Origin of the sequence: Halomonas urumqiensis, from assembly GCF_003028575.1 — a bacterium.
Lineage (GTDB): Bacteria > Pseudomonadota > Gammaproteobacteria > Pseudomonadales > Halomonadaceae > Halomonas > Halomonas urumqiensis.
This window is the reverse complement of the sequence record NZ_PYUD01000001.1, coordinates 1,301,939-1,325,343: the sequence shown is the minus strand read 5'-3', so window position 1 is coordinate 1,325,343 and position 23,405 is coordinate 1,301,939. Positions and strand designations below refer to the sequence as shown.

Annotated in this window: 16 protein-coding genes; 7 read left to right on the top strand and 9 right to left on the bottom strand. The window is 62.7% G+C overall.

Annotation, left to right across the window (positions count from 1 at the left end):
• Positions 1–12 precede the first annotated feature (12 nt).
• Positions 13–798 (bottom strand): uroporphyrinogen-III C-methyltransferase, encoded by a 786-nt coding sequence (cobA, locus tag C6V82_RS05675; protein WP_102588827.1) that lies wholly within the window; start codon positions 796–798, stop codon positions 13–15.
• Positions 799–1,136: 338 nt separating this feature from the next.
• Between cobA and cfa the strand changes: the two genes are divergently transcribed.
• Together cfa and C6V82_RS05665 are read left to right on the top strand one after the other, a co-directional pair.
• Complete coding sequence (gene cfa / locus C6V82_RS05670; protein WP_102588826.1) at positions 1,137–2,294, top strand: cyclopropane fatty acyl phospholipid synthase; 1,158 nt, start codon at positions 1,137–1,139, stop codon at positions 2,292–2,294.
• Between the two features lie 267 nt (positions 2,295–2,561).
• Positions 2,562–3,548: a GGDEF domain-containing protein gene (locus C6V82_RS05665; RefSeq protein ID WP_102588825.1), complete on the top strand. Its 987-nt coding sequence runs from the start codon at positions 2,562–2,564 to the stop codon at positions 3,546–3,548.
• An 86-nt stretch (positions 3,549–3,634) separates the two neighbouring features.
• On the opposite strand, the gene C6V82_RS05660 is transcribed toward C6V82_RS05665, so the two are convergent.
• From C6V82_RS05660 to C6V82_RS05650, 3 genes are read right to left on the bottom strand one after another with little or no spacing between them, the layout of a single operon-like run.
• Positions 3,635–8,593 (bottom strand): coiled-coil domain-containing protein, encoded by a 4,959-nt coding sequence (locus C6V82_RS05660; RefSeq protein ID WP_102588824.1) that lies wholly within the window; start codon positions 8,591–8,593, stop codon positions 3,635–3,637.
• Positions 8,590–9,402: a hypothetical protein gene (locus tag C6V82_RS05655; protein ID WP_102588823.1), complete on the bottom strand. Its 813-nt coding sequence runs from the start codon at positions 9,400–9,402 to the stop codon at positions 8,590–8,592. Before C6V82_RS05655 ends, C6V82_RS05660 begins: the two co-directional genes overlap by 4 nt.
• Complete coding sequence (locus C6V82_RS05650) at positions 9,399–10,850, bottom strand: hypothetical protein (RefSeq protein WP_229843018.1); 1,452 nt, start codon at positions 10,848–10,850, stop codon at positions 9,399–9,401. Before C6V82_RS05650 ends, C6V82_RS05655 begins: the two co-directional genes overlap by 4 nt.
• Before the next feature lie 105 nt (positions 10,851–10,955).
• On the opposite strand from C6V82_RS05650, the gene C6V82_RS05645 reads away from it, so the two are divergent.
• Positions 10,956–12,941, top strand: coding sequence for a RecQ family ATP-dependent DNA helicase (locus C6V82_RS05645; protein WP_102588822.1), 1,986 nt, complete (start codon positions 10,956–10,958; stop codon positions 12,939–12,941).
• 3 nt (positions 12,942–12,944) lie between these two features.
• On the opposite strand, the gene C6V82_RS05640 is transcribed toward C6V82_RS05645, so the two are convergent.
• A complete protein-coding gene (locus C6V82_RS05640; protein ID WP_102588821.1) occupies positions 12,945–13,559 on the bottom strand; it encodes a hypothetical protein in 615 nt (204 codons plus the stop codon).
• A gap of 99 nt (positions 13,560–13,658) precedes the next feature.
• Here C6V82_RS05640 and C6V82_RS05635 point away from each other — a divergent pair, with 99 nt between their 5' ends.
• The 3 genes from C6V82_RS05635 (at position 13,659) to C6V82_RS05625 (ending at position 16,885) form a co-directional block, all read left to right on the top strand.
• Positions 13,659–13,997, top strand: coding sequence for a 4a-hydroxytetrahydrobiopterin dehydratase (locus C6V82_RS05635; RefSeq protein WP_102588820.1), 339 nt, complete (start codon positions 13,659–13,661; stop codon positions 13,995–13,997).
• Positions 13,998–15,185 carry an amino acid aminotransferase gene (locus tag C6V82_RS05630; RefSeq protein WP_102588819.1) on the top strand — a complete coding sequence of 396 codons (1,188 nt, stop codon included), beginning with the start codon at positions 13,998–14,000 and terminating at the stop codon, positions 15,183–15,185.
• Positions 15,186–15,346: 161 nt separating this feature from the next.
• The gene (locus C6V82_RS05625) at positions 15,347–16,885 is read left to right on the top strand and encodes a uracil permease (protein WP_102588818.1); all 1,539 of its coding nucleotides are present in this window, start codon (positions 15,347–15,349) and stop codon (positions 16,883–16,885) included.
• Between the two features lie 80 nt (positions 16,886–16,965).
• Here C6V82_RS05625 and C6V82_RS05620 read toward each other — a convergent pair whose 3' ends face one another.
• From C6V82_RS05620 to C6V82_RS05610, 3 genes are all read right to left on the bottom strand, one after another.
• Positions 16,966–18,225, bottom strand: a complete 1,260-nt coding sequence (locus C6V82_RS05620) for a D-amino acid dehydrogenase (RefSeq protein ID WP_102588817.1) — start codon at positions 18,223–18,225, stop codon at positions 16,966–16,968.
• 164 nt (positions 18,226–18,389) lie between these two features.
• Positions 18,390–19,679, bottom strand: a complete 1,290-nt coding sequence (locus C6V82_RS05615) for an MATE family efflux transporter (RefSeq protein WP_102588882.1) — start codon at positions 19,677–19,679, stop codon at positions 18,390–18,392.
• Between the two features lie 117 nt (positions 19,680–19,796).
• The gene (locus tag C6V82_RS05610) at positions 19,797–21,617 is read right to left on the bottom strand and encodes a putative bifunctional diguanylate cyclase/phosphodiesterase (protein ID WP_102588816.1); all 1,821 of its coding nucleotides are present in this window, start codon (positions 21,615–21,617) and stop codon (positions 19,797–19,799) included.
• Between the two features lie 273 nt (positions 21,618–21,890).
• Between C6V82_RS05610 and C6V82_RS05605 the strand changes: the two genes are divergently transcribed.
• The gene (locus C6V82_RS05605; RefSeq protein ID WP_102588815.1) at positions 21,891–22,685 is read left to right on the top strand and encodes a 2OG-Fe dioxygenase family protein; all 795 of its coding nucleotides are present in this window, start codon (positions 21,891–21,893) and stop codon (positions 22,683–22,685) included.
• Between the two features lie 113 nt (positions 22,686–22,798).
• On the opposite strand, the gene C6V82_RS05600 is transcribed toward C6V82_RS05605, so the two are convergent.
• Positions 22,799–23,383, bottom strand: coding sequence for a YceI family protein (locus tag C6V82_RS05600; RefSeq protein ID WP_102588814.1), 585 nt, complete (start codon positions 23,381–23,383; stop codon positions 22,799–22,801).
• Positions 23,384–23,405 lie beyond the last annotated feature (22 nt).

Below are 23,405 nucleotides of genomic sequence, written 5' to 3'. Positions count from 1 at the left end.
CAAGTGAGGTTGTCAACCGCGTTCGCCGGTGTCCCAGCCCACCGCACCGGCCTGCTCGGTATCGAACCACGCAAGCGATGAGTGAAGCCCCGCCACACCGCCGACGATAATCAGGGTCGGGGGTCTCAGCGTCAGCCCCTCGAGGCGACCCGCCAGATCATCGAGCGTCCCCAGGTGGACGCGCTGGCGGGCCGTGGTGCCCTGCTCCACCAGAGCCACTGGCGTGTCGGCGGGTAAGCCATGGGCCACCAGTTCCCGGCAGATCGTCGGCAAGCCATGTAGCCCCATATAGAACACCAGGGTCTGGCCGGGGCTTGCCAGCGCCGGCCAGTCCAGCTCGGCGCTGCCATTCTTGAGATGCCCGGTGATGAAACGCACCGACTGGGCGTGGTCGCGATGGGTCAAGGGAATCCCGGCATAGGCGGAACAACCCGACGCCGCGGTGATGCCCGGTATCACCTCCACCGCGATGCCTTCGGCCACCAGCGCCTGAAGCTCCTCGCCGCCACGCCCGAAGATAAAGGGATCTCCACCCTTCAACCTGACCACTCGCTTGCCGGAGCGCGACCAGGCCACCAGCGCCTGGTTGATCTCGTCCTGGGGCACGCTGTGGTCCGCTCGCGCCTTGCCCACGTAGTACAACGCAGCCTGGGGATTGGCCAGCGCCAGGATCTCCTGGCTGACCAGTCGATCATGCAGGATCACCTCGGCAGACTGCAGGCGCTTGAGCGCCTTCAGCGTCAATAGTTCAGGATCCCCCGGCCCGGCCCCCACCAGACTGACATGGCCGCCTTTCATATGCCCAACACCCCTGAAAATTCGCGTTTTATATGTCGCAATGTAATGAAACAACGACCATGACGCCACTCTGATCTCGTCACGAGGGTATCACCACGAGGCCCGTTGAGTGGACGCGTGGTGCTCGGGATACTTTGGAAAAGGGCCGTGCTGCATTGATTCCTGGGCTTTCTTGCACTTCTTGGAGCCAAACCCCGGGCGCATCCAGCATTACATTTCGTCAAATGACTCGACTATGCTGATTTGCAAGATTTCCGACGGCATTGCCTGACAGGGTGAATGTCTTCACTGACAGCCTATACGCAGGATGCATCAGCTAGATCGTACAGGAGCACGCCATGACCAGCGATCGACGCATCAGCCCCATCGCGTTGCCTGCCACTCGCGCCAGGCGGGTCGTCGAACAGCTGCTCGAAGGATCGGGTGTGGCACTCAATGGAAGTGCGCCACAGGATATCCATGTCTATCACCCCGACGTCTTTTCGCGCGTTCTGCACCAGGGCACCCTGGGGCTTGGCGAGGCCTACATGGATGGCTGGTGGGAATGCGAAAGCATCGATGACATGGCCTGTCGGCTATTACGTCATGGGCTAGGCGAACGCGCCCATAACCGCTCGGAACGCCTGATGTATCGCCTGCAATCCGGCTTTTTCAACCTGCAGAGTCGGGCTCGCGCCTACATCGTCGGCGAGGCACATTACGACCTCGGCAATGACCTCTTCCAGCGCATGCTCGACCCGACCATGTGCTACTCGTGCGGATACTGGAAGCAAGCCGACACCCTCCACGCTGCCCAGGTCGCCAAACTGGAGCTGGCCTGCCGCAAGCTTGACCTGCGGCCAGGCATGCGGGTGCTCGATATCGGCTGCGGCTGGGGGAGCTTCGCCGAGCACGCGGCGGGTCGGCATGGCGTGGAGGTGGTCGGGCTGACGATATCCCGGGAACAGGCCCGATTGGCAAGGCAACGCTGCGAGGGCCTGCCTGTCGATATCCGATTGGAGGACTATCGGGATCATGCCGGGCGCAACGACTATGACCGCATTGTTTCCATCGGCATGTTCGAACACGTCGGCCATCGCAACTACGAGACCTTTTTCCACAGCGTCGAGCGCCACCTCGAGGAAGATGGTCTGTTCCTGCTCCACACCATCGGCTCGAACACGTCGGACATCAGCGCCGACCCCTGGATCAACAAGTACATTTTTCCCAATGGCATACTGCCTTCGGCCATGCACATCGCCCGTGCCAGTGAATCGCACCTGCTGATCGAGGACTGGCAGAACTTTGGCCCCGACTATGACCACACCTTGATGGCCTGGCTCGCCAACTTCGACGCTCACTGGCACGAGGTGGCGCATCGCTACAACGAGCGCACGCGCCGCATGTTCCGCTACTACCTCTCGGTATGCGCGGGAGCCTTCCGCTCTCGCGACCTGCAACTCTGGCAGATCGTCTTTTCCCGTGGCCGCAGGATGCGCTACGACGCCCCACGCTGATCCCAGGCCCCGCGCATCCGGCCACCTCCATGCGGTCCCGTCACCCGACTGGGCGGTATACTGTGCAGCATGACGCATGCACCCCAAGCGGGTATCATGCATTAACCTTAATTTACCCTTTGTGCGACATGACTTACATCATCCGTACGATACTCTTTGCGTGTTATACGAATTAATATCCCGTGCTTTCACTGTTGGCACTGGCCTTTACGCAGTGATGGTCATGACAAAAAACAACCTGTACGCAGCAGGAACAAGGACACCCGCATGACGCCATCCGATGTCATGCCAGGTAGGGTAGACACGAACGCCTCTACGCTTGCCGTTCTCGCCGAACGACTGCCTGGCGTGATTTTTCAGTTGTACCGCCACGACAGGAGTGGACAACTGTGTATTCCCCACCTGGCCGGCCGTGGCACTCATCTGTTGGGCCTGAGCCCCGATGAACTCGCCATCGATGCCCGCCCGGCGCTCGAGCGTCTGGACAAGGAAGATTATCCACGTCTGATGGCGGCCATCGAGAGCTCCGTGCGCTGGATGACGCCCATTACTGCCAAATTCCGCCTCAGGCTTGGCAACGGCCGCACCGTATCGGTCGCCCTTCGCGCCCATCCGAGCCCCGCCGAGACGGGCGTGCTATGGCACGGCATGCTGATGGATATCTCCGAGCAGGTCGCCGAGGAAGCCAGGCTGCGCAAGCTCTCCTCCACCGATGACCTCACCGGGGCCGCCAATCGCCGCAAGTTGATGAACAGGCTCGATGAAGAGGTCTCGCTCAGCAACCGTCATGCCACGCCGCTGTCGCTGATGATACTCGACCTCGATCACTTCAAGCGGGTCAACGACACCTGGGGGCACCTGCGGGGAGACGACGTACTGCGTAACCTGGCCATCCTGTGCAAGCAGACCTTGCGTGAGGAGGACCTTGTCGCAAGGCTTGGCGGGGAGGAGTTCGCCCTGTTGCTGCCGCTGACACCGCTGGCGCATTGCCAGGCGGTCGCCGAACGCCTGAGGCAATCGATCGCCGAATACGATTTCGGACTTGGCGAGGGGCGTGTCACGGTCAGCATCGGCATCGCCGAACATCGCATCGGCGAGACCCGAGACATGCTGATCGATCGTGCCGACCGCCACCTCTACGCCGCCAAGCACGCCGGCAGAAACCGCGTGATGGCGACTACGACACGAGACACCAATCCAGACCTACCAGGCCAACCAGGACGACCTGGAGAGCAAAGCCTCGCGACAAAGTGACGTATTTCTCGGCCCCCTTTCTCGGCCCCCTTATATCAGCCACCATTCTCGCCCCTTTCTCGACCCCCTGTCCCCGGCATCTTCCGTCAATCCCCATATTCCGTGACATGGATGCCGAACAGGCTGGCTTCGCCCTGGCTGCGCCCAACGCTTTCCGGCGCCGCCGCGCGGCCATCGCGCACCATCACATGCCCACCCTGCCCCTGCGCGCCACCTATCACGCTGCCTACCAGGTAGGTGGGGAATATCTCGGCATCATTCTCGTAGTTGGGATTGTGAATCAAACCAATCATCTGGAACCGTCCACGGGTATTGCGCAGCGATTCCAGTGAATCCTGGATCAGCCGGCGGTGGGACAACTTCGAGAACAGACCGTCAAGCAGGATCACACTCTCGCGGCTGGCCCGGGCGCGTCGCTTGTGATGCCCCGGCAGCTCACGAAGCTCGCGCTCGATGGCGAACTCCGAAAGCTTGACCAACCACATCAGCGAAACCGCCTCACGCTGGCCTTCGGACATCTCCTCGTTGAGCGAGAACAGGCGACCGTGGGGACGAATGGCGTCGTGCTTGAGGCGAATCGAGACCGCATGGAACAGGCCACGATAGATACGCCGCCGGATCTGGCGCAGCAGGTCCTCATCGCGTCGACGCGAGTCGGGTTCGCTGAGGCCGTCGCGTTGAGCGCGACGACGCATGTCCGCCTGATGCTCGTCGATGTCGGCGAGCAGCGTGGTGATCAAATCGCGCAACGGCTCCTGGCCGATCAATGCCGCCTTGACCTCGAAGAAGGCACCGCCAGTCACACTCGAGCGTGCCACGCGCTTGAGGATATCGAGGTTCCCCGCGGCATCGCTGATGATCGAACCGAGTCGCTCCACCAAGGTGCCTTCGATCTGCTCGCGAGAGGCATGCAGGCGCTTGACACGCTCACTGTGCTCGGTGAGCTGTGCATTCAATTGCTCATGCAGTGCCGCCAGATCGACCAGTGCCGGCTGACTGACTCCATCGAGCGTGGCTAGCCTGGCCCGCTCGCTGTCATTGAACAGCCGGCTTTCGGCGGCCTCATCCAGCGCCTGGCCGAGCGCCGCGGCGAGCTGTTCGACCTGACGGGCCTGGCGCTCGCGGTTGCGTGCCCGTTCGCCGAGGTTCAACTCCTGCAGGGCATCGAGCAAGGTCTGCAGGCAATCCTCGAGGGCAGCGCCCGGCGGCTCTGCGCCCTCACCATCACCCGTTCCTTCACCTGTTCCATCACCCGTTCCATCATCATTTCCACCACAACTGCCCGCCAGGGCCTGCCAGTGGGCAAGCGCCAGTTGACGCGGGTCATCGTCGACACCTTCCTCAGGGCTTGCCGCCGACGCCGGCCAAGGGGATTCGCCCTGCCCGCAATCCCCCTCGCCCGAACCCAGCCGCTGCATCCAGCCTGCCGGCAGCTCGCGCACACCCCCCAGCCACGCCACGCCGAGTTGGTCGACACACCCCAGGGCCCGGCGGTTATCGACAAGCCTTTCGTTGACGCTGGTGCGCTCGGCAATCAGCCGCTTGCGCCGCTCGCGGATTTCACCCAATTCGCGTTTGGTACGGGCGATCTCGCGCTCGAGCTGCTGGCTTCCACCGCTTGCGTCACGCACCTCCAGGTAGGCGCGAATACGTGTGAAGTCGGCATTGGCACGCCGGTCGGCGCGGCTCAGCCGAGCCTCCAGTTCTCTCTGCCACGCCACGGCCGAGCTCATGAATCGGTCGTCGCCATTGGCCTCGAAGTCGGCCAGGGCACGCAGCCGCTGACGCTCGCTCTCGGTAAACACACCTTGGCGCTGTGCACCAAGTTCATCATGCCGACGGGACAAGGCATCGCGCTGTTCGGCGGCGGCTTGCATGGCCGTGACGGCGTCGGCTAGCCAGGTATCGAGCTCGTCAAGCCGCTGGTCCAGGGCATCCAGACGCTCGACACCGCCGGCATCATGAAACTGTTCGGCGGCAAGCCAGGTCGATCCATGCACCTCGATCTCGCGGGCCACTCGTGCCCGTTCGGGCTCGGCGGACTCTCGCTCTGCCTCGGCCTGCATCAGCGCCTCGGCGGCCTCCTCCAGGGCCATTTCACCGCCCGCCTCGAGAAAGCGCTGGTAGTCGTCGATGCAGGCAAGCGCCGCATCGGTAACACGTGGGGCCAGCGCCTGCTGGCGCTGTTCCAGTGCCTTGCGCTGATCAGCGAGCGTTTCCAGGGCTTCCTCAACGCCTTGCTGGTCGGCGGCTTCGGCTTCCAGTGCCAGGGCGAACAGCTCACCATGGGGGTCGAGCCTTGCGCACTCCACCGCCAGGGCATCGCGACGCTGATGGTCGGCGGCCAGCCGACGCTCGGTGCTGTCACGCAGCTCGACCAGGTAGCGCGGGTCCAGGGCCGCTTTCACCGCCAGGGTCTCGAGCCCCTGCACGGCCCCCAACGGCCAATCGCCCGCAGCCATCAGTCTGGCCAATTCAGCGGCCTCCAGCACCGGCACGGCAAGGCCCGCTTCCACCAACCGTTCAGCGGCGGCATTGGCGTCGTCACGGCCGGGCACCACGGGCGCGAACAGCAGCCCAGCCGCCTGGGAGAGCCATTGACCGCGCTGTGCGAGTGGCAGGTCCTGGTCATTGAGCACCGCGTGCAGCGGCCGCCAGGCGATACCCGCCTCGTCGAGCAGTTGATGGGCGCTGGCCTCGACAGCACGCTGCTCCAGCGGGTCGCCGGACAGGCTTTCGAGGTAACGCTCGCGAGCGCTGATATCGGCATCGAGGCCTTCGGCTTCGCTGAGCAGGCGTGGATAGCGATGCCGCGCATCGGCAAGCCAACGAGTCGGAGACAGTTCGCTGCGGTCGGCAAAGTCGAGCCTTGCCGCATGCAGCCTGCGCAGCCGGCTCTCCTCGGCCTCGAGGCGATGCGCCTCATCGGCAAGCTCGCGCTCCTGGTCGCGCAGGCGGGCACGCAGATGCACCGGCTCGTCATCGGCATGGAGAGCCTGGTAGCGGCGTGCGGCATCGGCAAGCGGTGCCAGGCGGCTCTGCTGTCGCTGGGCGTCCTCGCGCGCTTGAGCGGCCTTGCGACACTGGCCTTCAAGGGCCGCCAGGGCATTGCGGCGACGCTGCCAGAACCCGGCTATCGACTCGTCCGGCCAGCCCTCGATGAAGCTGCGCCACGGTGCCTGCCCGTTCGATAGCGGCCCGCGCTCGCCGGCAAGCCGTTCGCGTTCAGCATTGAGACGTTCGCGCTCGCTACGGGCGTCCTCATAGCGGGCCGCGTGACGGTCATGATCGGCCGCCACCTCGCCCAGGGCGGTATCAAGCTCACGTTCGCGGGCAAGCTTCTCCTCGAGCCGCTCGGCGGGAGACTCGCCGGGGAATTCACGGGTGAACTCGGCATGCCAGGCGGCGACTTGCTCAAGCTTGGCAACCCGCGTGATATGGCCATTGAGAGCCTGGCGCGCCTCGTCCGCTTCATGGCGGGCAGCCTCGGCGGTCGCGTCTGGCGCCTCCAGTTCGGCTTCATCGAACACCCCTTCGGCCAACGCCTGGGTATAGAAACTCTGATTGTCGACGAACTCGCGCTGCTGTGACGCCAGGCGCTCTTGGGTCTGCTCGAGTCGCTCGCCCTGACGGTCGAGTGTGTCGAGCTGGGTCGCCAATTCGTCGACATACAGGCCATCGCCGATCACCTCCTCGCGAAAGCGATTGCCATCCAGCGACTCGAAGACATCCGCCGCATCATCGAGCCGCGCAAGCGCTTGATGCCGGGCGCTGTCATCGCGAAAGGCCAGGGTTTCACCAAGCCATTCACGGGCGGCGGCAAAGACCACATGGCCGACCTCCCGTGCCAAGGGCCAATCGGCTTCAGGCAAATGCACCAGCCGGCGATGGGTGTCCACCCGGGCGCCGCGCTCGGAGAGTGCCTGGCGAATGGTGCGTTCGGCCTGGCCGGACAACCTGGCAAGCAGCCAGGTCGAGACGCGTGGCCTGCCGGTATCGCCCACTCCCCAGGCAAGACCTGCGACATCACCCGCCTCGGCATCCGGCGCCGGGCGTCGCGGTATTCCCGGCAAGCCCGCCAATGCCTGGCCACCCAACAACCGTTCGCTTTCGGCAAGCTCATGGTCGAACTCCGCCAGCCGCTCTCGCGATGCCAGCAGCGTCTCGCCCTGTTCGCGAAGCGAGGCGAGACGCTCCACCTTGTCGCCGGCCCGACGCTGGTCGTGTTCCGCTTCCTGCAGCCGGTGGCGAAGCTCGGTAATGTTGGTGCCGGAGTTGAGGATCACTTCCTCGATCAGCTCCTCGCTCTCGTCGGTCTCGCCACGCGTGGCGCCAGACAGAATCTCCGGCGCCAACACCTCGAAGAAGAACGCCTGGTCGGCCTTCTCGCCGGGACGCGGCTTGATGGCATTGAATATCTGGCTCTTGTCGGCGCCGCCCTCCTTCTGGAAAGCCGCCAACTGGACGAGCTCACGCCGCGAGACATGCGAACCCACGGCATCCAGCCACTCTTCACGATTGTGGGTCAAACGCACACCGTGCTGGGTCATCCGCGTCTTGATATCGCTGTTGGCATGCAGCGCGAGCTTGCCATCGGCGGTCAGGTGATGGACAGGAACGTCCTCGAGCCGCCCGGGATAGTGATAGAAGGAGAGCCCGCTGCCATCGCTATAGCCGTAGAAGCCAAACACGAAGGTCTCGCCCGCCACCTCTTCGCCGGCCACCGCCAGCATGTCGTCCTGCCGTGCAGCGTCACTGCGCGAGCGGAACTCCACCCGCAGGTGGCTCCAGCTGCGCCCAGTACCGCCCACCGCCGAGGGGGTGCATTTGCGTCGGGTCCTCGCCAGCAGCGTGCGATCACGAGACAACAGGCCGATCAGTGCCTCGGCAAGGGTTGTCTTGCCGAAGCCGTTCTCCATGCTGATGGCGCTTGACTGGCCACGCAGGTCCAGCAGCAGGTGGCGCATCTTGGCGTCCCAGGGTGAGGCCACGTCGCCATGCTTGTTGAGCAGGTTGGCGACTTCGATGCGATTGATCACACTCATGACGCCACCTCCTGCGACGCTTGTGTCGAGCTATCCTCGGCACCGGCCAGGGCATGCAGGTGAGCCAGCTGGTGCATGCCGATCTGCTCGCTCTCGAGCGCACCGAGCAACGTCTGCTGGAAGATCTCGCCACCCTCGCCATCGCTCTCGGCAGCGCTTGCCTCGCCACTTTCACGTAGCGCATCGAGCAAGCCGGCGCGAACCTGCAGTTCGATGAAGGCACGCACGCGACGACTGATATCCTCGCCACGCTCTTCGAGCAATGCGCGGCTTGCCTCCGGTGCGGCCTCGCCGAGACCGCGCAGCGTCTCGAGCTGCTCACGCAGCAGCTCGGCCAGTTCGACACCGCTGAAGGTCGCCTCCTGATAGCGGCTGACATCGGACAACGCACGGTTGTATCGGGTGTAGAGCAGCGTGTGCATCAACAGCCACAGTTGCAGGTACCACTGGGCAAGCTCGGCACGGCTCTCCTGGCGCAGCTTGAGGGCCTCGAAGACCGGGTCTCGGGTAAACAACGGTGGCTGCTCGAGTTCGGGGTCGGGTAGCAGCGCATAGTAGCGCGACCCCGGCGCAATGCCCGGATAGTCGCCGGATTCGAAGGCCTTGAGGCGCAGCCCCTGCCCCGCCAGGAAATCGCGCAGCGCCTCGCGCTCGAGGTCGCTGGCAGCGTCGATCAGCGCGCAGACATCACGCTCGGAAAGCTGGCCCTCTCGGGCAGGGCGGCGCTTGCGACCGCCACCCGGCGCACGTTCGGCGCTGCGATAGCGCAACAGGTAGGCGACCACCTCGCCCATCTCGGTCATGTTCATAGCGGATCATCCTGATCATTGGACGCCTGTTCACGCTCTTCCGGCGCGGGGTCGGGCGCCTGTAAAAAGAACCCCAACGACGGGGTCACGCCGCCTGTGAGCCGTCGGCCATCGGCGAGCGTGAGTTCGAACGGTTCAGGCTCGATGCCCACAGAAAGCTGTGGGTCGAGCAGTTCGGTATCGACGAAGGTGTTGAGCAACTGCGCCAGGCAATCGCGCTGTTCGAAATGGTGCCAATGTTCACTGAGCGCCTCGGGCAACGACAGCGGTCCGCGCTTGATGCGCTCGCGCAGCGCCGGTCCACGGGCTTCCAGGAAACGCGCGAGCAGTGGATCCTGTGGCGCGGCGTCGTGTGCTTCGTCGAACACCAAGGCGACATGGCTGGTCTCGGCACGCCGGGTTTCCAGCAGCGGGATCAGCGGCGTGACACGTGGCATGGCCACTTGAACGTGCAATGGCATCAGCCGGTTGACCAGCGTCTCCTCCAGTCGAGGCACACGCGGAGCCTCGAGCAACCGACGGGCGATCGCCTGGAAATCCACCACACCCATCGACTGCACGCGCCCCTCGGCAATGTCGGCCAAAAGCTCGGCGAGGCGCCGTGAGAGGTTCTCGATGGCGGTCAGCACGCGACCGATGGCGCTCGACAGCACTCGCAGGTCCCACTCATCGGCCTGGTCTTCGCACCAGTTGGCAAAACGCTCCATTAGCCTTGGTGTGGCCAGTTGCGCGCGCGCATCCAGCAGGGTCTGCTGGATGTTGGTCAGGGCATTGTGGTAGTGGCGCTCGTTGTCGAGCAGCGCGGCGAGCTTGCCTTCGCGGGTGGGGTTTTCGCGTACCCGGCGAAGCTCCTGGGTCAGCGTGCGGATGGCCAGCAGGATCTGGTTGGTGATATCGGGAATTTTCGCGAAGTCACCGCGCGCCAGGGCGGCCAGCACCTTGGCGGCATCGTATTCCGAGTACAGCAGGTCCTCGACCTGGCTTGCCAGGGTCACCGCCTGACGGCCACTCGGGGTGAGCCGCACCTGGCCGGTCTGACTCTGCTTCTCGATCAGCGCGGTGCGCTTGGTACTGATTCGCTCACGGCCCTCGACCGCGGTTTCGTCTGCCCGTCCCACCGGCTTGCGGTAGTGAATCTCGCTGGGGGTCGACAGCAGGTTGATGACGAAGGCCAGGTCATCATGGGGCAGTTCAGCGTAGGACTCAGGCCAGGTCTCACGCAGATAATTCAGGCAGCGAGCCTGGGAGACGAAAGCGCTGTTGGTGGCAAAATCCACGTCAAGCAGATAATCCAGCAGCACGCACCCCAGGTCCAGCCAGTAGCCATCACGCAGGCCACGACGATGCTCCTGGCTGACCTGCACGAAGGGCGAGCCCGGCTCGTGAGCGCTGTCGTGCAGGTCGATCAGGCGCGTGGTGGCAACGAGCAATTTGCTCCATGCAGTCATGGCTCATCCCTGACAGAAAAATCAGCATTATGCCTATCTCGGGCGGGTGGGTCATGGGGCATTGGCCGTGTACCCTGTAAGGCTCAATCGACACGGATCGTCAGCATGCCCACCATCGACAAGACCTTGCAGGACGTATTCGGCTACCCGACCTTCCGCCATGGCCAGCGACCGGTGATCGAGGCCATCGTCGCTGGGCGCTCGGCGGCAGCGATCTTCCCCACCGGGGCCGGCAAGTCCATGTGCTACCAGTTGCCGGCGTTGCACCTGCCACATCTGACGCTGGTGATCTCGCCGTTACTGGCATTGATGCAGGACCAGTTGGCATTCCTTGATCGCCATGGCATCGCCGCCGCCAGCCTCGACTCAAGCCAGAGCCGCGAGACAGCTTCGCAGGTGATGGAGGGTGTTGCCAGTGGAGATATCCGCATCCTGATGGTCTCGGTGGAGCGGCTCAAGAACGAGCGTTTTCGCGCCTTCATCCAGCGCGTGCCGATCTCGCTGCTGGTGGTCGACGAGGCCCACTGCATCTCGGAGTGGGGCCACAATTTCCGCCCCGATTACCTGAAATTGCCCGCCACCCGCGACGAACTGGGCATCCCCCAGGTGCTGCTGCTGACAGCCACGGCAACGCCGAAGGTGGTCGCCGACATGTGCCAGCGCTTCGCCATCGACCAGCGGGATGTCACCGCAACGGGCTTCTATCGCGATAACCTCGACCTCGACATCGCGCCGGTGGCTGCCGACCACAGGCCTCGCAAGCTCGTCCACTGGCTACGTGAACGCCAACAAGACGAATCGCTTGCCCCAACCATCATCTACGTGACCCTGCAGCAGACCGCCGAGCGCCTGGCGGCCTACCTCGCCAAGGCGGGCCTGCCCGCCGCGGCCTACCACGCGGGGCTCTCAAGCGACACCCGCGACACCCTCCAGCAGGCGTTCATGGCCGGCGAGACCCCGTGCATCGTTGCCACCATCGCCTTCGGCATGGGCATCGACAAGGCCGACATTCGCCATGTCATCCACTTCGACCTGCCGAAATCCATCGAGAACTACTGTCAGGAGATCGGCCGAGCCGGGCGTGATGGCAAGGCATCCGAATGCCTGATGCTGGCCGGGCGCGACCACCTGAACGTACTGGAGAATTTCGTCTATGGCGATACGCCCGAGCGCCACGGCATTGCCCAGGTCCTTGATGAACTGCGCGAAAGCGCCGCCCAGGATGCCCGCCAGGAGTGGGAGCTCGTGCTCACGCGGCTCTCACAGCACTGCGACATTCGTCCGCTACCCCTCAAGACGCTGCTGGTTCAGTTGGAGCTTAATGGCATCATAGCGCCGCGCTACAGCTATTTCGCCGACTACCGATTTCGCCTGCATGATCCCGCCGAGACACTGGTCGCGCGCTTCAACGGCGAGCGGCAAGCCTTCGTACAGGCAATACTGGATGCTTCGCCACGCGCCCGCACCTGGCAGACGCTGGATTTCGAGAGCCTTGCGCGCATCGGCCAGGAACGCGGCCTGGATACCTCGCGCGGCCGGGTGATCACCGCGCTGGACTACTTCGTCGACAAGGGTTGGATGACACTCGAGAGCAAGCAGATGACCGAGGTCTACCGGGTGACCCAGCCCGACTTCGATGGCAAACGCCTGACCGAGACGCTGCATGACTACTTTCGCGGCAAGGAAACGGCCGAAGTGGAGCGGCTTGCCGCCATGCTGGCACTGTTCGAGGCCGATACCTGCCTGACCCATCGCCTCGCCGAGTGGTTCGGCGATACCCAGGCACCCACGCGCTGCGGACACTGCTCGGCCTGCCGCGGCCAGGTGGCGACGCTACCCTCGCCGCCGGAATTGCCACCGCTTTCCACGCAACCCATCGCAGACCTGCTCGGCGAATTGCTCGCCCGCCTGGCTGGCGATGCTTCCGCCGGCCCTGTCACGCCGGATCTTCTGGCGCGCTTTTTGTGCGGCATCGCCACCCCGCGCCTGACCCGCCTCAAAGCGCGCCAGCTGGCCGGTTTCGCAAGCCTTGCCCACTACCCCTACGCCGAGGTGCGTGACTGGGCAGCGCAGCATGGACTCTCGGCGTAAGCGTCAGCCTGGCCACCATCCCCGGCGCTGGGCAAGGCGCATCAGCAGATGCACGGGCAGCAGAATCACCATTGGCCAGGCCACCATCAAGGCCCCCAGATAGACCAGCGGCGGCAGCAGTTCCTGATGCATGCCGAAGGGGCCATGTACCCAGTTGACGTTGCGCTCGACATCGCTGATCACATAGCTTGCAATGATCATCACCCAGGTCAGCAGTACCTGCGGATAGAGCGAGCGACGTTCATAACCGAGCCGCCATACCGCGAACCCCGCCACCAACGGCAGGAAAAGGTGGTACAGCGACATCAGCCGAGTCAGCAGAGGGTGGGCAGGGTCGAACATGTACTCGGTACCGCCGATGGGATGAAATCCCGTCAGCCAGGCAACGCCCACATCGACTCCCCACAGCGTGCCCACCAGCGCCACCGCCAGCCACTGCATGGAGAGCAGCCAGCGGCTATCGCTCCAGAGCCCGGCCAGGATCAAAAAGTGCGCCATATTGCACAGCCAAAGATAGTTCTGCGGGCCCAGCAGCCACCAGTAGGTGGGCGCCCAGACGAGGACCCAGAGGGTAAAGACCAGCTTGAGCCAGAGGGGCAGCGTTGAATCTAGCGGCATGGAGTCTCCTGAACGCTTGACGATGACGACACCCTGCACGACCTTTCTTGTCACACATGCAGTGATTGACCACGACACTCTTTACGACAAGGAGGCAACATGAGCGAGCTTTCTCAACACGCTTGCGAAGCCTGCAAGATCGATGCTCCACGGGTCACCGAGGAGGAGATCTCAGCGTACCGCAAGCAGATACCCGAGTGGCAGATCGTCGAGCGCGATGGCATCATGCAACTGGAGCGGGCCTTCACCTTTCCCGACTTCAAGCAGGCGTTGGCCTTTACGCAGCGCGTCGGCGACATCGCCGAGGAGGCGGATCATCACCCGGCCCTGCTGACCGAATGGGGAAAAGTCACCGTGACCTGGTGGTCACACAAGATCAAGGGCCTGCACAAGAACGATTTCATTCTTGCCGCCAGAACCGACGAGGTAGCGACGTAAATGTTCGAACATATTGAGCGGGTTCCCGGGGATGCCATCCTCGGTCTGATCGAAGCCTTCAAGAAGGACACCAACCCCCAGAAGGTCGATCTTGGCGTCGGCGTCTACAAGGACGACCAGGGCAACACGCCTGTGATGCGCGCCGTAAAGCAAGCCGAGGCCCTGCTGCTCAAGAACGAAACCACCAAGACCTACATCGGCTCGCACGGTGCGCCGGCCTACGCCGACGCGGTGTTGCCCATGGTGCTGGGTGAGGGCTCGCCGCTGCTCGAGGCCAAACGCGCCAGCGCCACCCAATCCCCCGGTGGCACCGGCGCCCTGCGCCTGGCGGCCGACTTCGTCGCCAAGCACCTGCCGGGCAAGGGCATCTGGGTCAGCGACCCGACCTGGCCCAACCATCACGGTATCTTCACCGCCGCCGGTATCGAGCTGCACAAGTATCCCTACGTGGATGCCGAGAACCGCCTCGATTTCGACGGCATGCTGGGCGCGCTAAAGCAGATCCCCGAAGGCGATGTCGTGGTGCTTCACGCCTGCTGTCACAACCCGACTGGCTTCGATCTCTCCCGCGAGCAGTGGAAAACCGTGCTCGAAGTGCTCCGCGAGCGCAGCCTTCTGCCGCTGATCGACTTCGCCTACCAGGGCTTCGGTGAGGGCCTCGACGAGGATGCCTTCGGCGTGCGCCTGCTGGCCGAGAACCTCGATGAGGTGATCATCACCAGCTCCTGCTCGAAGAATTTCGGCATCTACTGCGAGCGCACCGGCTGCTTGATCATGGTCGCCAAGGATCAGGAGCAGATGGAGAACGTACGCTCTCAGGTGGCCATCGTCGCCCGCGAGAACTACTCCAACCCACCCGCCCATGGTGGCGCCATCGTCAGCGAGATTCTTCACTCCGCCGAGCTTGCCGCCGTGTGGCGCGAAGAACTGACCGAAATGCGCGACCGGATCAACACGCTGCGTCGTGACTTCGTCGACTCCCTCAAGCCCTATGGACTCGACCAGAAATACGCCTGCGTTGCCGAACAGCGCGGCATGTTCTCCTACACCGGCCTGACACCTGATCAGGTCGATCGCCTGCGTGACGAGTTCGGCATCTACATGGTGCGCTCCGGCCGTGCCAACGTCGCCGGCTTCTCCCAGGAGAACCTGCCGTACCTGGCCAAGGCCATCGCCGCGGTGAACTGACAGCGCATCACCCTGCTGTCAGCCGTCACACCAGAAGGCCCCGCATCGCGGGGCCTTTTGCATGGCATGAACCACGCCCAAAGGCTACTTGACCAACCAGTCAACTGATTACAGACTGTCGTCGCCTTGTACACAATCAACCCAACATAAAGAGGCTCACCATGGCGGCATCCCCTGTCGACTCTCGCGTGCACTATCCCTGGTACAAGAAGGAGGATACCGATGCCTTCTTCGCGCTGTTCCAGAACAATATCGCCAACTTTGTCATCATCGCCATCACCATGCTCGGCATGGACTTCCCTGCGTCGATCGTCTTCGGTCAGGTACTGCCCGGTGCCGCCGTGGCGGTGATGATCGGCAATTTCTACTACGCCTGGAGCGCGGCTCGTCTGGCACGCAAGGAGAACCGCGCCGATGTCACCGCGCTCTCCTACGGGATCTCGACCCCGGTGATGTTCGTGTTCCTGTTCGGCGTGCTGCTGCCCGCCAAGCAGTTGACCGGCGATCCTGAGCTGGCCTGGAAGGTGGCAGTGGCCGCCTGCTTCATCAGTGGCGCCATCGAGGCATCGATCAGCCTGATCGGGCGCTGGGTGCAGTACCACCTGCCTCGTGCGGCCATGCTCGGCGCCGTGGCCGGTGTGGCATTGACCTTCATCGCCGGCGAGATGCTGTTCAAGACACTCGAGATGCCGGTGGTCGGCCTATTGGTGCTGGCGATCATCATCATTGGACTGGTGGCCCGGGTCGCCATGCCCTTCCGCCTGCCCACCTCGCTATTCGCGATCATCATCGGCACCGCCATGGCCTATTTGATCGGCGATGCCGGCGGCGAGCGCTTCAGCGATGCCTTCACCCATCTGGGTTTCTACCCATTGCTGCCGAATCTGGCATGGTTCGAGGGCTTGGGCCTGCTGTTCACCAGCATGCTGGCGGTGTTGACCGTGGTACTGCCGATCACCCTCTACAATGCCATCGAAACCATGAACAACGTCGAGGCCATGGAGGCCGCCGGCGACAAGTACGACGTGCGTGAGTGCCAGGCAGTGGACGGTGTCGGCACCATGGTCGGTGCGCTGTTCGGCGGCGTCTTCCCGACCACCGTGTATATCGCCACCGTGGGTGCCAAGTGGATGGGCGCGGGTCGTGGCTACAGCATCCTGAACGGAGCCGTGTATGCCATCGCCACGATGTTCGGTCTGATCGCCGCGCTGGCCGCCATCATTCCGGTATCGGTGGTGGCCCCGATCCTGGTGTTCGTCGGTATGTCGATGATCGCGACCGCCTTCCAGTCCAACGACACCCGCTACTACCCCGCGGTGGCGCTGGCCATGCTGCCCTACTTCGCCAATTACGTGATGACGCGCTTCAACCGTGCGGCCGAGGAAACGGTCACCGGCATTTCATCCGGGATCGTGCCGATGGGTCAGGGTGCGATGTTCATGGCGATCCTGCTCGGCGCCATGACCGTGTCGGTGATCGATCACCAGTTCCGGCGTGCCGCCGCCTTCGCCGGCGTCGCCGCGGGCTTCTCCTTCGTCGGCCTGATGCATGCCCCGAAGCTTGCCTTCAATGCCGCCCCGGACTTCGTGATGGGCTACCTGGTGATGGGCGTGCTGTTTCTCTATTTCGCCTGGCAGCAGCAGCGCCAGGGCACTGGCCAGCAAGCGGCCGCCCCCACCGCTCCAGGCTCGGCGGACTGAGTACCGGCAAGAATGACAGTCACAACCGCAACGCAAAGGCCCCGCATCGCGGGGCCTATTGCTTGGAGCGAGACGTCGGATCAAGCGGCGTAGCGTGCCACATCCAGGCCAGTCGGATCGATGGCCGGTGATTTGCCGCTGACCAGGTCGGCCAGCAGTTGGGCGCTGCCACAGCTCATTGTCCAGCCAAGGGTGCCATGCCCGGTATTCAGCCACAGGTTTTCTACCCGTGTGGCCCCAATGATCGGCGTGGAATCGGGGGTCATCGGGCGCAGCCCCGTCCAGAATTCGGCGCGCGACACGTCGCCACCTTCGGGAAACACATCACGCACCACCATGCTGATGGTCGCGCGACGCTTTGCCAGCAGACTGAGGTCGTAGGACGCAAGCTCGGCGGTGCCACCGACACGGATGCGATCGTCGAAACGCGAGATCGCCACCTTGAAAGTTTCATCCATCACCGTGGACTGCGGCGCCCCGCCGTCGTCGGTGACCGGCACGGTCAGGCTGTACCCCTTGACCGGGTAGATCGGCAGGCGAATGCCCATGTCCTTGACCAAGAAAGGCGAATAGCTGCCAAGGCAGACCACGTAGGCATCCGCGGTCAGTTCTCCCTCACTGGTCACGACACTTTCGATGCGCCCGGCGCTGCGCTTGAGACGCTGGATCTCGACGTTGAAACGGAACTCCACGCCCAACTGCTCGCGACAGTAATCGGCCAGCCGGTTGGTGAACAGGAAGCAGTCCCCGGTCTGGTCGTCGGGCAAGTGCAGGCCGCCCACGAACTTGCCGGGTACTCGACCAAGGGCGGGCTCCACGCCGCTCAGTTCATCAGCGCCGAGCAGCGAATGTCGAACACCGCACTGCTGGAGCACCCTCATGTCCTTGGCAACCGCCTCCACCTGGGCCTCGCTGCGAAACAGTTGCAACAAGCCACGCTGACGATCCTCGTAGCGGATACCGGTATCCTCGCGCAGGGCATTGATGCAGGCACGGCTGTGCTCGGCCACTCGCACCATGCGCTCCTTGTTCACGGCATAGCGCTCGGGGTTACAGTTACCGAGCATCTGCATCATGAAGCGTGCCATGGTGGGATCCATCTTCGGTTGGATCTTCAGCGGCGCATGTTCCTGAAACATCCACTTCACCGCCTTCTGGGGAATGCCCGGCGCGGCCCAAGGCGAGGAAAAACCAAAGGAGACCTGGCCGGCGTTGCCATAGCTGGTTTCAAGCGCCGGGGACGGCTGGCGGTCGACCACCGTGACCTCATGACCCTGGCGGGCCAGGTAATAGGCACTTGTCACGCCAACGACACCGCTACCCAGAATCAGAACCTTCATGGAGTCTCCCCTTGTGCTTGTGGTTTGCCGGAACACCGAGCGTGCATTGTAGGAGAGGCACCGAAGATGATTTACCTATATTCAATCAAAAAACTTAGTTTTCACTGTGAATTTATGGATATATATAAATCTTTTTCTTGATTAAACAGACATAATCAGACGATTCACCTGGCATATATTTCCGGGCGCCGGCGGGGACTTGCGAGAATACGCCGCAGCACCTGCCAGGCGGCAATACCAGCCAGCAGATTACCCACAGCGGCACCTAGAGCGAGGCCCCAGAGGCCCCCCAACCACACGCCCAGCGCCAGGCTCGGAAGGTAGAACATGAACAGCCTGGCCGCTGACATCAGCATGGCACGCAGTGGCCAGCCAAGTGCATTGCCCGCCGACACCACCAGCATGCACACACCGAGCGGCGCGTAACTCGGCAGCAGGAAACGAATCAGCAGCGCAAGGTCGTGACGAACATCGGGGCTGCCGGACAGCACCAACGCTACCCATGGTGCGAGCAATGCCAGGACAAGCCCGAGCCCCAACTGCCAGACCACCACGACCTTCAGCGCCAGGCGCATCAGCCGATGGATCTGATCCCAGTCGCCGGCCCCGAAGCAGCGACCAAGCCAAGGCGGCAGCGACATGGTCATGGCCAGAACGACCATCAGTGACAGGGTCTCCAGGCGGCTGGCCAACCCCCAGGCGGCAACCGCACTCTCGCCAAGCGTGGCCACCACCGAGATCGCCAGCATGGCGGCAAGCGGCGGCATCAACTGGCTGATCATGGCGGGCCCGGCGATACCGGCGAAGACAGGCGCCGAACGAGCCATTTCTCCCCCCAGTCCTTCGCTTGACAGCCAGTGGGTGCGTCCCAGTCTGCGTCCCAGCAGGAGTAACCCCGAACTGAAGGCAATCGCCGTCGCCCAGGCAGCACCCGGCAGGCCGAGCCCTTCCCATGGCCCGACACCAAAGATCAATAGTGGATCCAGCATCAGGTTGACCAGGCTCGTCACGACCATCATCTTGCCGGGAAGCCAGGTATCGCCATGGGCACGAAACAGGCTGTAACCGAAATAGAGCGCCGCACCCAGCCAGGCGGCCAGCAATTGTGGCGCCCAATAGGCGCGAATAAGTTCACGCGTGCCGGCATCCGCTCCAAGGCTTGCAAATACCGGTGTCTGGATCCACCACAGCAGCACCACCAGCAGCGCAATGGTAGCGGTTCCCGCCAGCAGCACCAGCGACCCGAGCCGCCTGGCGCGCTCGTTTTCACCAGCCCCCAGGGCACGGGAAATCAATGCGGCGATGGCGATACCCATGCCGACCTGCACGCCAATGACCAAAAACGACAACGGGAAGGTAAAGGACTGCGCGGCCAACGGGCGGGTGCCGAGTCGCGAAATGAAGGCACTGTCGACCAGCTGAAAACCCAGCAATGACAACACACCGATCGCCATCGGCCAGGTTTGTCGCCATAAGGTACGCCCGAGCGAGACGGTTGTGTCGGTATCGGTCACTTGGCTTCCAGTATTCTGCGACGGGGGGCGGCATTCTACGCCAAACTCGCCCCGAACTCAGCTCGATAGCGTCTTGGTACCCGCCACCATGCCGGAGAGCAGCCGCTCGATCTCGTTGGCCCCCATCGGGCGGAAGAAATAGAAACCCTGCACCAGATCACAGCGCATCTCGCGGATCAACTCGAGCTGCTCGCTGTTCTCGACGCCTTCCGCCACCACCTCGAGCCCAAGGCGGTGACCAATGAATACCGTGGCTTCCATGATCGCCCGATCCTTGGGCTGGTTGTGAGCATCACGTACGAAGCTGCGATCGATCTTGAGGGCGGTCACCGGGAAATGCTTGAGGTAGTTCAGCGAGGAGTACCCCGTACCAAAGTCATCGATAGCGATGCGAAAACCGCGATCATGCAGTCGACGCAGACCACTCAGAATGCGCTCGTTGGCGTCAATCAACACATTCTCGGTGAGCTCGATACCAATGTCGCGTGGCCCGAGCCCGTGGCGTTGCAGGCACTCCTCGAAGCGCTGAAACACATCGGGACGGTTCATCTGACGACCCGAGAAGTTGACATCGATGCGCTCCAGAGCGAGGCCAGCGTCACGCCAGCGGGCACGCTGCCGGCAGGCCTCTTCGATGACCCAGTCGCTGATACGATGGATCAGGTCGGAGCGCTCGGCGAGCGGGATGAACTCGGCCGGTGATACAGGCGGGCCATCACGCGGCTCCCAGCGCAACAACGCCTCCAGATTCTCGATACGACCGGTGTAGGCGGAAACCTGGGGCTGGTAATGCAGCAACAGCTCATGGTTCTCGATTGCCTGGTCGAGCCGGTCAGTAAGCCGATGTTGATGCACGAGTTCGTCATGAAGCTTCTGATTGAAGAACAGCACCTGACCACGCCCATCGAGCTTGGCTCGGTTCTTGGCCACATCGGCATTGCGGATCAGCTCACTGGCTGATTCGCCGTTCTCGGGGTATACGCTGACACCCAGGCAAGCGGTCACCTTGACGCGCCGCCCTCCCAGCAGGAAGGGTGCCGTCATGTTTTCCTCTACCTTCTTGACCAGGGTGAGGATGTCATCGGGGTGCTTGAGGCCGGGAAAAGCCAGCAGGAATTCATCACTCGAGACCCGCGACATCAGATCCGAGGAGCGCCGCCCCTGATTCAGGCGCCGCGCCAGTTCCACCAGCAATCGATCCCCCTGCTCGTACCCTAGCGAGTCGTTGATCTCGACGAATCGGTCGAGGTCCAGGTACACCAGCACCAACGCGTTGTCATGCACCCGACACTCTTCGAGCGCATCGCCAAGCTGCTCTTCGAAGGTCTGGCGATTGGGCAAATGGGTAAGCCGATCGAAGCGAGTCGCGAAATCGAGCTCACGATGGGCACGCTTCTGGTCGGAGAGATCCACGTCGACACAGAACATCAACGGTTCGTCGGTATGCTCGTTGAGCATCACATGGTGGGAGAACACCGGCACCAGTTCACCATTTCGATGCAGCAGTTCGAGCTCATCGGCAGGAATTTCCACGCCTTCCTTGATCCAGGCGCCATGCGCCTGGATGACCCCATCGCGCATGAATGGCGGGATGATCAGCTCCTCCAGCAGCCGACCCTGGGCTTCGTCCGGGGTATAGCCATAAAGTCGCGTGCTGGCCTCATTCCAGTAGATGACCCGACGGTTCCTGTCGTACCCCTGCACCGCCACCTTGGGCAGACTTTCCAGCAGGCTGCGAAAACGCAGTTCGCTCTCCAGATACTGGCGACGGACGCGCTCCACTTCGCCCGGCACCGACCGCGGCACCGCACCTTGCTTGGAAATCTTGAGCCACTGCCTGGTGAACCATAGCCAGAGGCGAGAATCACGACCGAGCATCCAGGGTCTCGCAGATGTACTTCATGACAAGTGCAGTCATACCCATCCTACACCTCTTTGTCATTTATCTCCTACAAGCATGCTCATCATTGTTGTCTTGACGGCATGAGAAAAATAACCATCTAAACTGCAAGATCGGCATAACGTAAATAAACGTTACATTAATGATGCTTTGCGTTCTTCGCATCCGCCGATAGTGCACGACCCATGTTGTCCGACCATCCGGTCGTCAACCACAGGGCAATTCCGCCCATCCTGAAGGAGAAAGACCCAATGAAACTCGACACTCTCAAGCACGGCTACGACGTCACCTCCATGCCCGTCAACCCGCTTGCCGATTACTGGAAGCCAGGGGTGGTATCGGACCTCGCCCAACAGGACTGGAGCCTGACGGACGTACGCGAGCGGATCGACCTTGCCGCCTGGCAGGGGTTTCTGGCGGACCTGCCGCGCGACCCCTACGTCAACAGCCGCTGGAAGCGGATGTCCTGGCTCACGCTCAATGCATTGGGCGACGTCGAGGTGATGGGCGAGTGCCCGATGGCCCAGGGCGGTGCCTTCAACGATGCCGAAAGCATGGCGGACCGCCTGCGTTACTATGAGCCTTTGACTCAGGAGTTCCTCGCGCGGCCCGACGTCAAGGCCTTCGTGCGCGGCTGGGCGCAGCTGTGGGGTATCAGCCCCCGTGAACCCATCTTGATGCAGATCACCGGCGTACGCGGCAACGGTCAGGTCGACCCGCTTCAGGGGCAGGGGATCCATGCCGATGGCTGCAAGGCGCTGAGCATCATGGTAGTGAACCGCGAGAACGTCACCGGGGCTGAAAATCACCTCTATGCCGACAAGGCCGGCACCCAACCACTTACCGACAATACCCTGGCACCGGGGGACATCCTGCATCTGCGCGACGACAGGCTTTACCACAGCGTCGACGGTATCAGCCAGCAAGACCCCCAGGCGCCCTTCGAGCGCTTTATCATCATCATCAACAGTCGTTTCGTCGACGAGTTCCAGAACCGCATGCTGCGTCGTCACTTCCCGGACGCAGTGCTCAACGAAACGCGTTAAACCAGCCAACACCTCTCCATCCACCAACGACAACACCCCCGGGCACGGGCCCGGGGGTGCAGTAGTGGCATCTCGGCGCGAACGACGCTAGCGCGCCCACATCGATGCCTGCCTTATTGGCGAACGCCTTCAAAGGTCACATACAATTCCAGTTCGTGCATGATCTCCGGAAAATCGCTCATGTCGATGCCGTAGTCGGCGAGCGCGAGCGTCGTCATGCCTTCGAAACCAGCACGGTAGTTGCCCCACGGGTCCTCCCCTTCGCCAACCAGGGTAACCGGCATTTCGATCTCGCGGGTTTCACCCTTCAGCGTCAACTCGCCGGTCAACACCCCTTCGCTGTCACCCTCCGGCTCGAAACCGGTGGAAACAAAGGACGCGGTCGGGTATTCGGCGACGCTCAGGAAATCATCACTCATGAAGTGCCGATTACGCTCGGCATGGTTGGTGTTCAAACTATCGGTCTGCACTTCCATCTCGACGCTCGATGCCTCGAGATTCTCCGGGTCATAGGAGAAACTGCCTTCGAATTCCTCGAACTGGCCGAGGATATACGAATAGCCCAGATGATTGATCTTGAACTGGACAAAGGCATGCTGATTTTCGGTATCTACGACATAGTCGGCAGCCTGCGCATGACTGACTGCGATCAATGTGGTGGCAGCAATTGCCGTGGCGACAACGGTCTTTTTCAACATGTTGCGTTCTCCTTGAAGCGGG

What these genes read in the sequence shown, in the direction of transcription:
- C6V82_RS05665 (WP_102588825.1), top strand. Translation starts at nt 2,562, where the DNA reads ATGACGCCATCCGATGTCATGCCAGGTAGGGTAGACACGAACGCCTCT.
- C6V82_RS05640 (WP_102588821.1), bottom strand. Translation starts at nt 13,559, where the DNA reads ATGCCGCTAGATTCAACGCTGCCCCTCTGGCTCAAGCTGGTCTTTACC.
- C6V82_RS05635 (WP_102588820.1), top strand. Translation starts at nt 13,659, where the DNA reads ATGAGCGAGCTTTCTCAACACGCTTGCGAAGCCTGCAAGATCGATGCT.
- C6V82_RS05600 (WP_102588814.1), bottom strand. Translation starts at nt 23,383, where the DNA reads ATGTTGAAAAAGACCGTTGTCGCCACGGCAATTGCTGCCACCACATTG.
- C6V82_RS05660 (WP_102588824.1), bottom strand. Translation starts at nt 8,593, where the DNA reads ATGAGTGTGATCAATCGCATCGAAGTCGCCAACCTGCTCAACAAGCAT.
- C6V82_RS05630 (WP_102588819.1), top strand. Translation starts at nt 13,998, where the DNA reads ATGTTCGAACATATTGAGCGGGTTCCCGGGGATGCCATCCTCGGTCTG.
- C6V82_RS05610 (WP_102588816.1), bottom strand. Translation starts at nt 21,617, where the DNA reads ATGCTCGGTCGTGATTCTCGCCTCTGGCTATGGTTCACCAGGCAGTGG.
- C6V82_RS05645 (WP_102588822.1), top strand. Translation starts at nt 10,956, where the DNA reads ATGCCCACCATCGACAAGACCTTGCAGGACGTATTCGGCTACCCGACC.
- C6V82_RS05655 (WP_102588823.1), bottom strand. Translation starts at nt 9,402, where the DNA reads ATGAACATGACCGAGATGGGCGAGGTGGTCGCCTACCTGTTGCGCTAT.
- cobA (WP_102588827.1), bottom strand. Translation starts at nt 798, where the DNA reads ATGAAAGGCGGCCATGTCAGTCTGGTGGGGGCCGGGCCGGGGGATCCT.
- C6V82_RS05650 (WP_229843018.1), bottom strand. Translation starts at nt 10,850, where the DNA reads ATGACTGCATGGAGCAAATTGCTCGTTGCCACCACGCGCCTGATCGAC.
- C6V82_RS05620 (WP_102588817.1), bottom strand. Translation starts at nt 18,225, where the DNA reads ATGAAGGTTCTGATTCTGGGTAGCGGTGTCGTTGGCGTGACAAGTGCC.
- cfa (WP_102588826.1), top strand. Translation starts at nt 1,137, where the DNA reads ATGACCAGCGATCGACGCATCAGCCCCATCGCGTTGCCTGCCACTCGC.
- C6V82_RS05615 (WP_102588882.1), bottom strand. Translation starts at nt 19,679, where the DNA reads ATGGCGATCGGTGTGTTGTCATTGCTGGGTTTTCAGCTGGTCGACAGT.
- C6V82_RS05605 (WP_102588815.1), top strand. Translation starts at nt 21,891, where the DNA reads ATGAAACTCGACACTCTCAAGCACGGCTACGACGTCACCTCCATGCCC.
- C6V82_RS05625 (WP_102588818.1), top strand. Translation starts at nt 15,347, where the DNA reads ATGGCGGCATCCCCTGTCGACTCTCGCGTGCACTATCCCTGGTACAAG.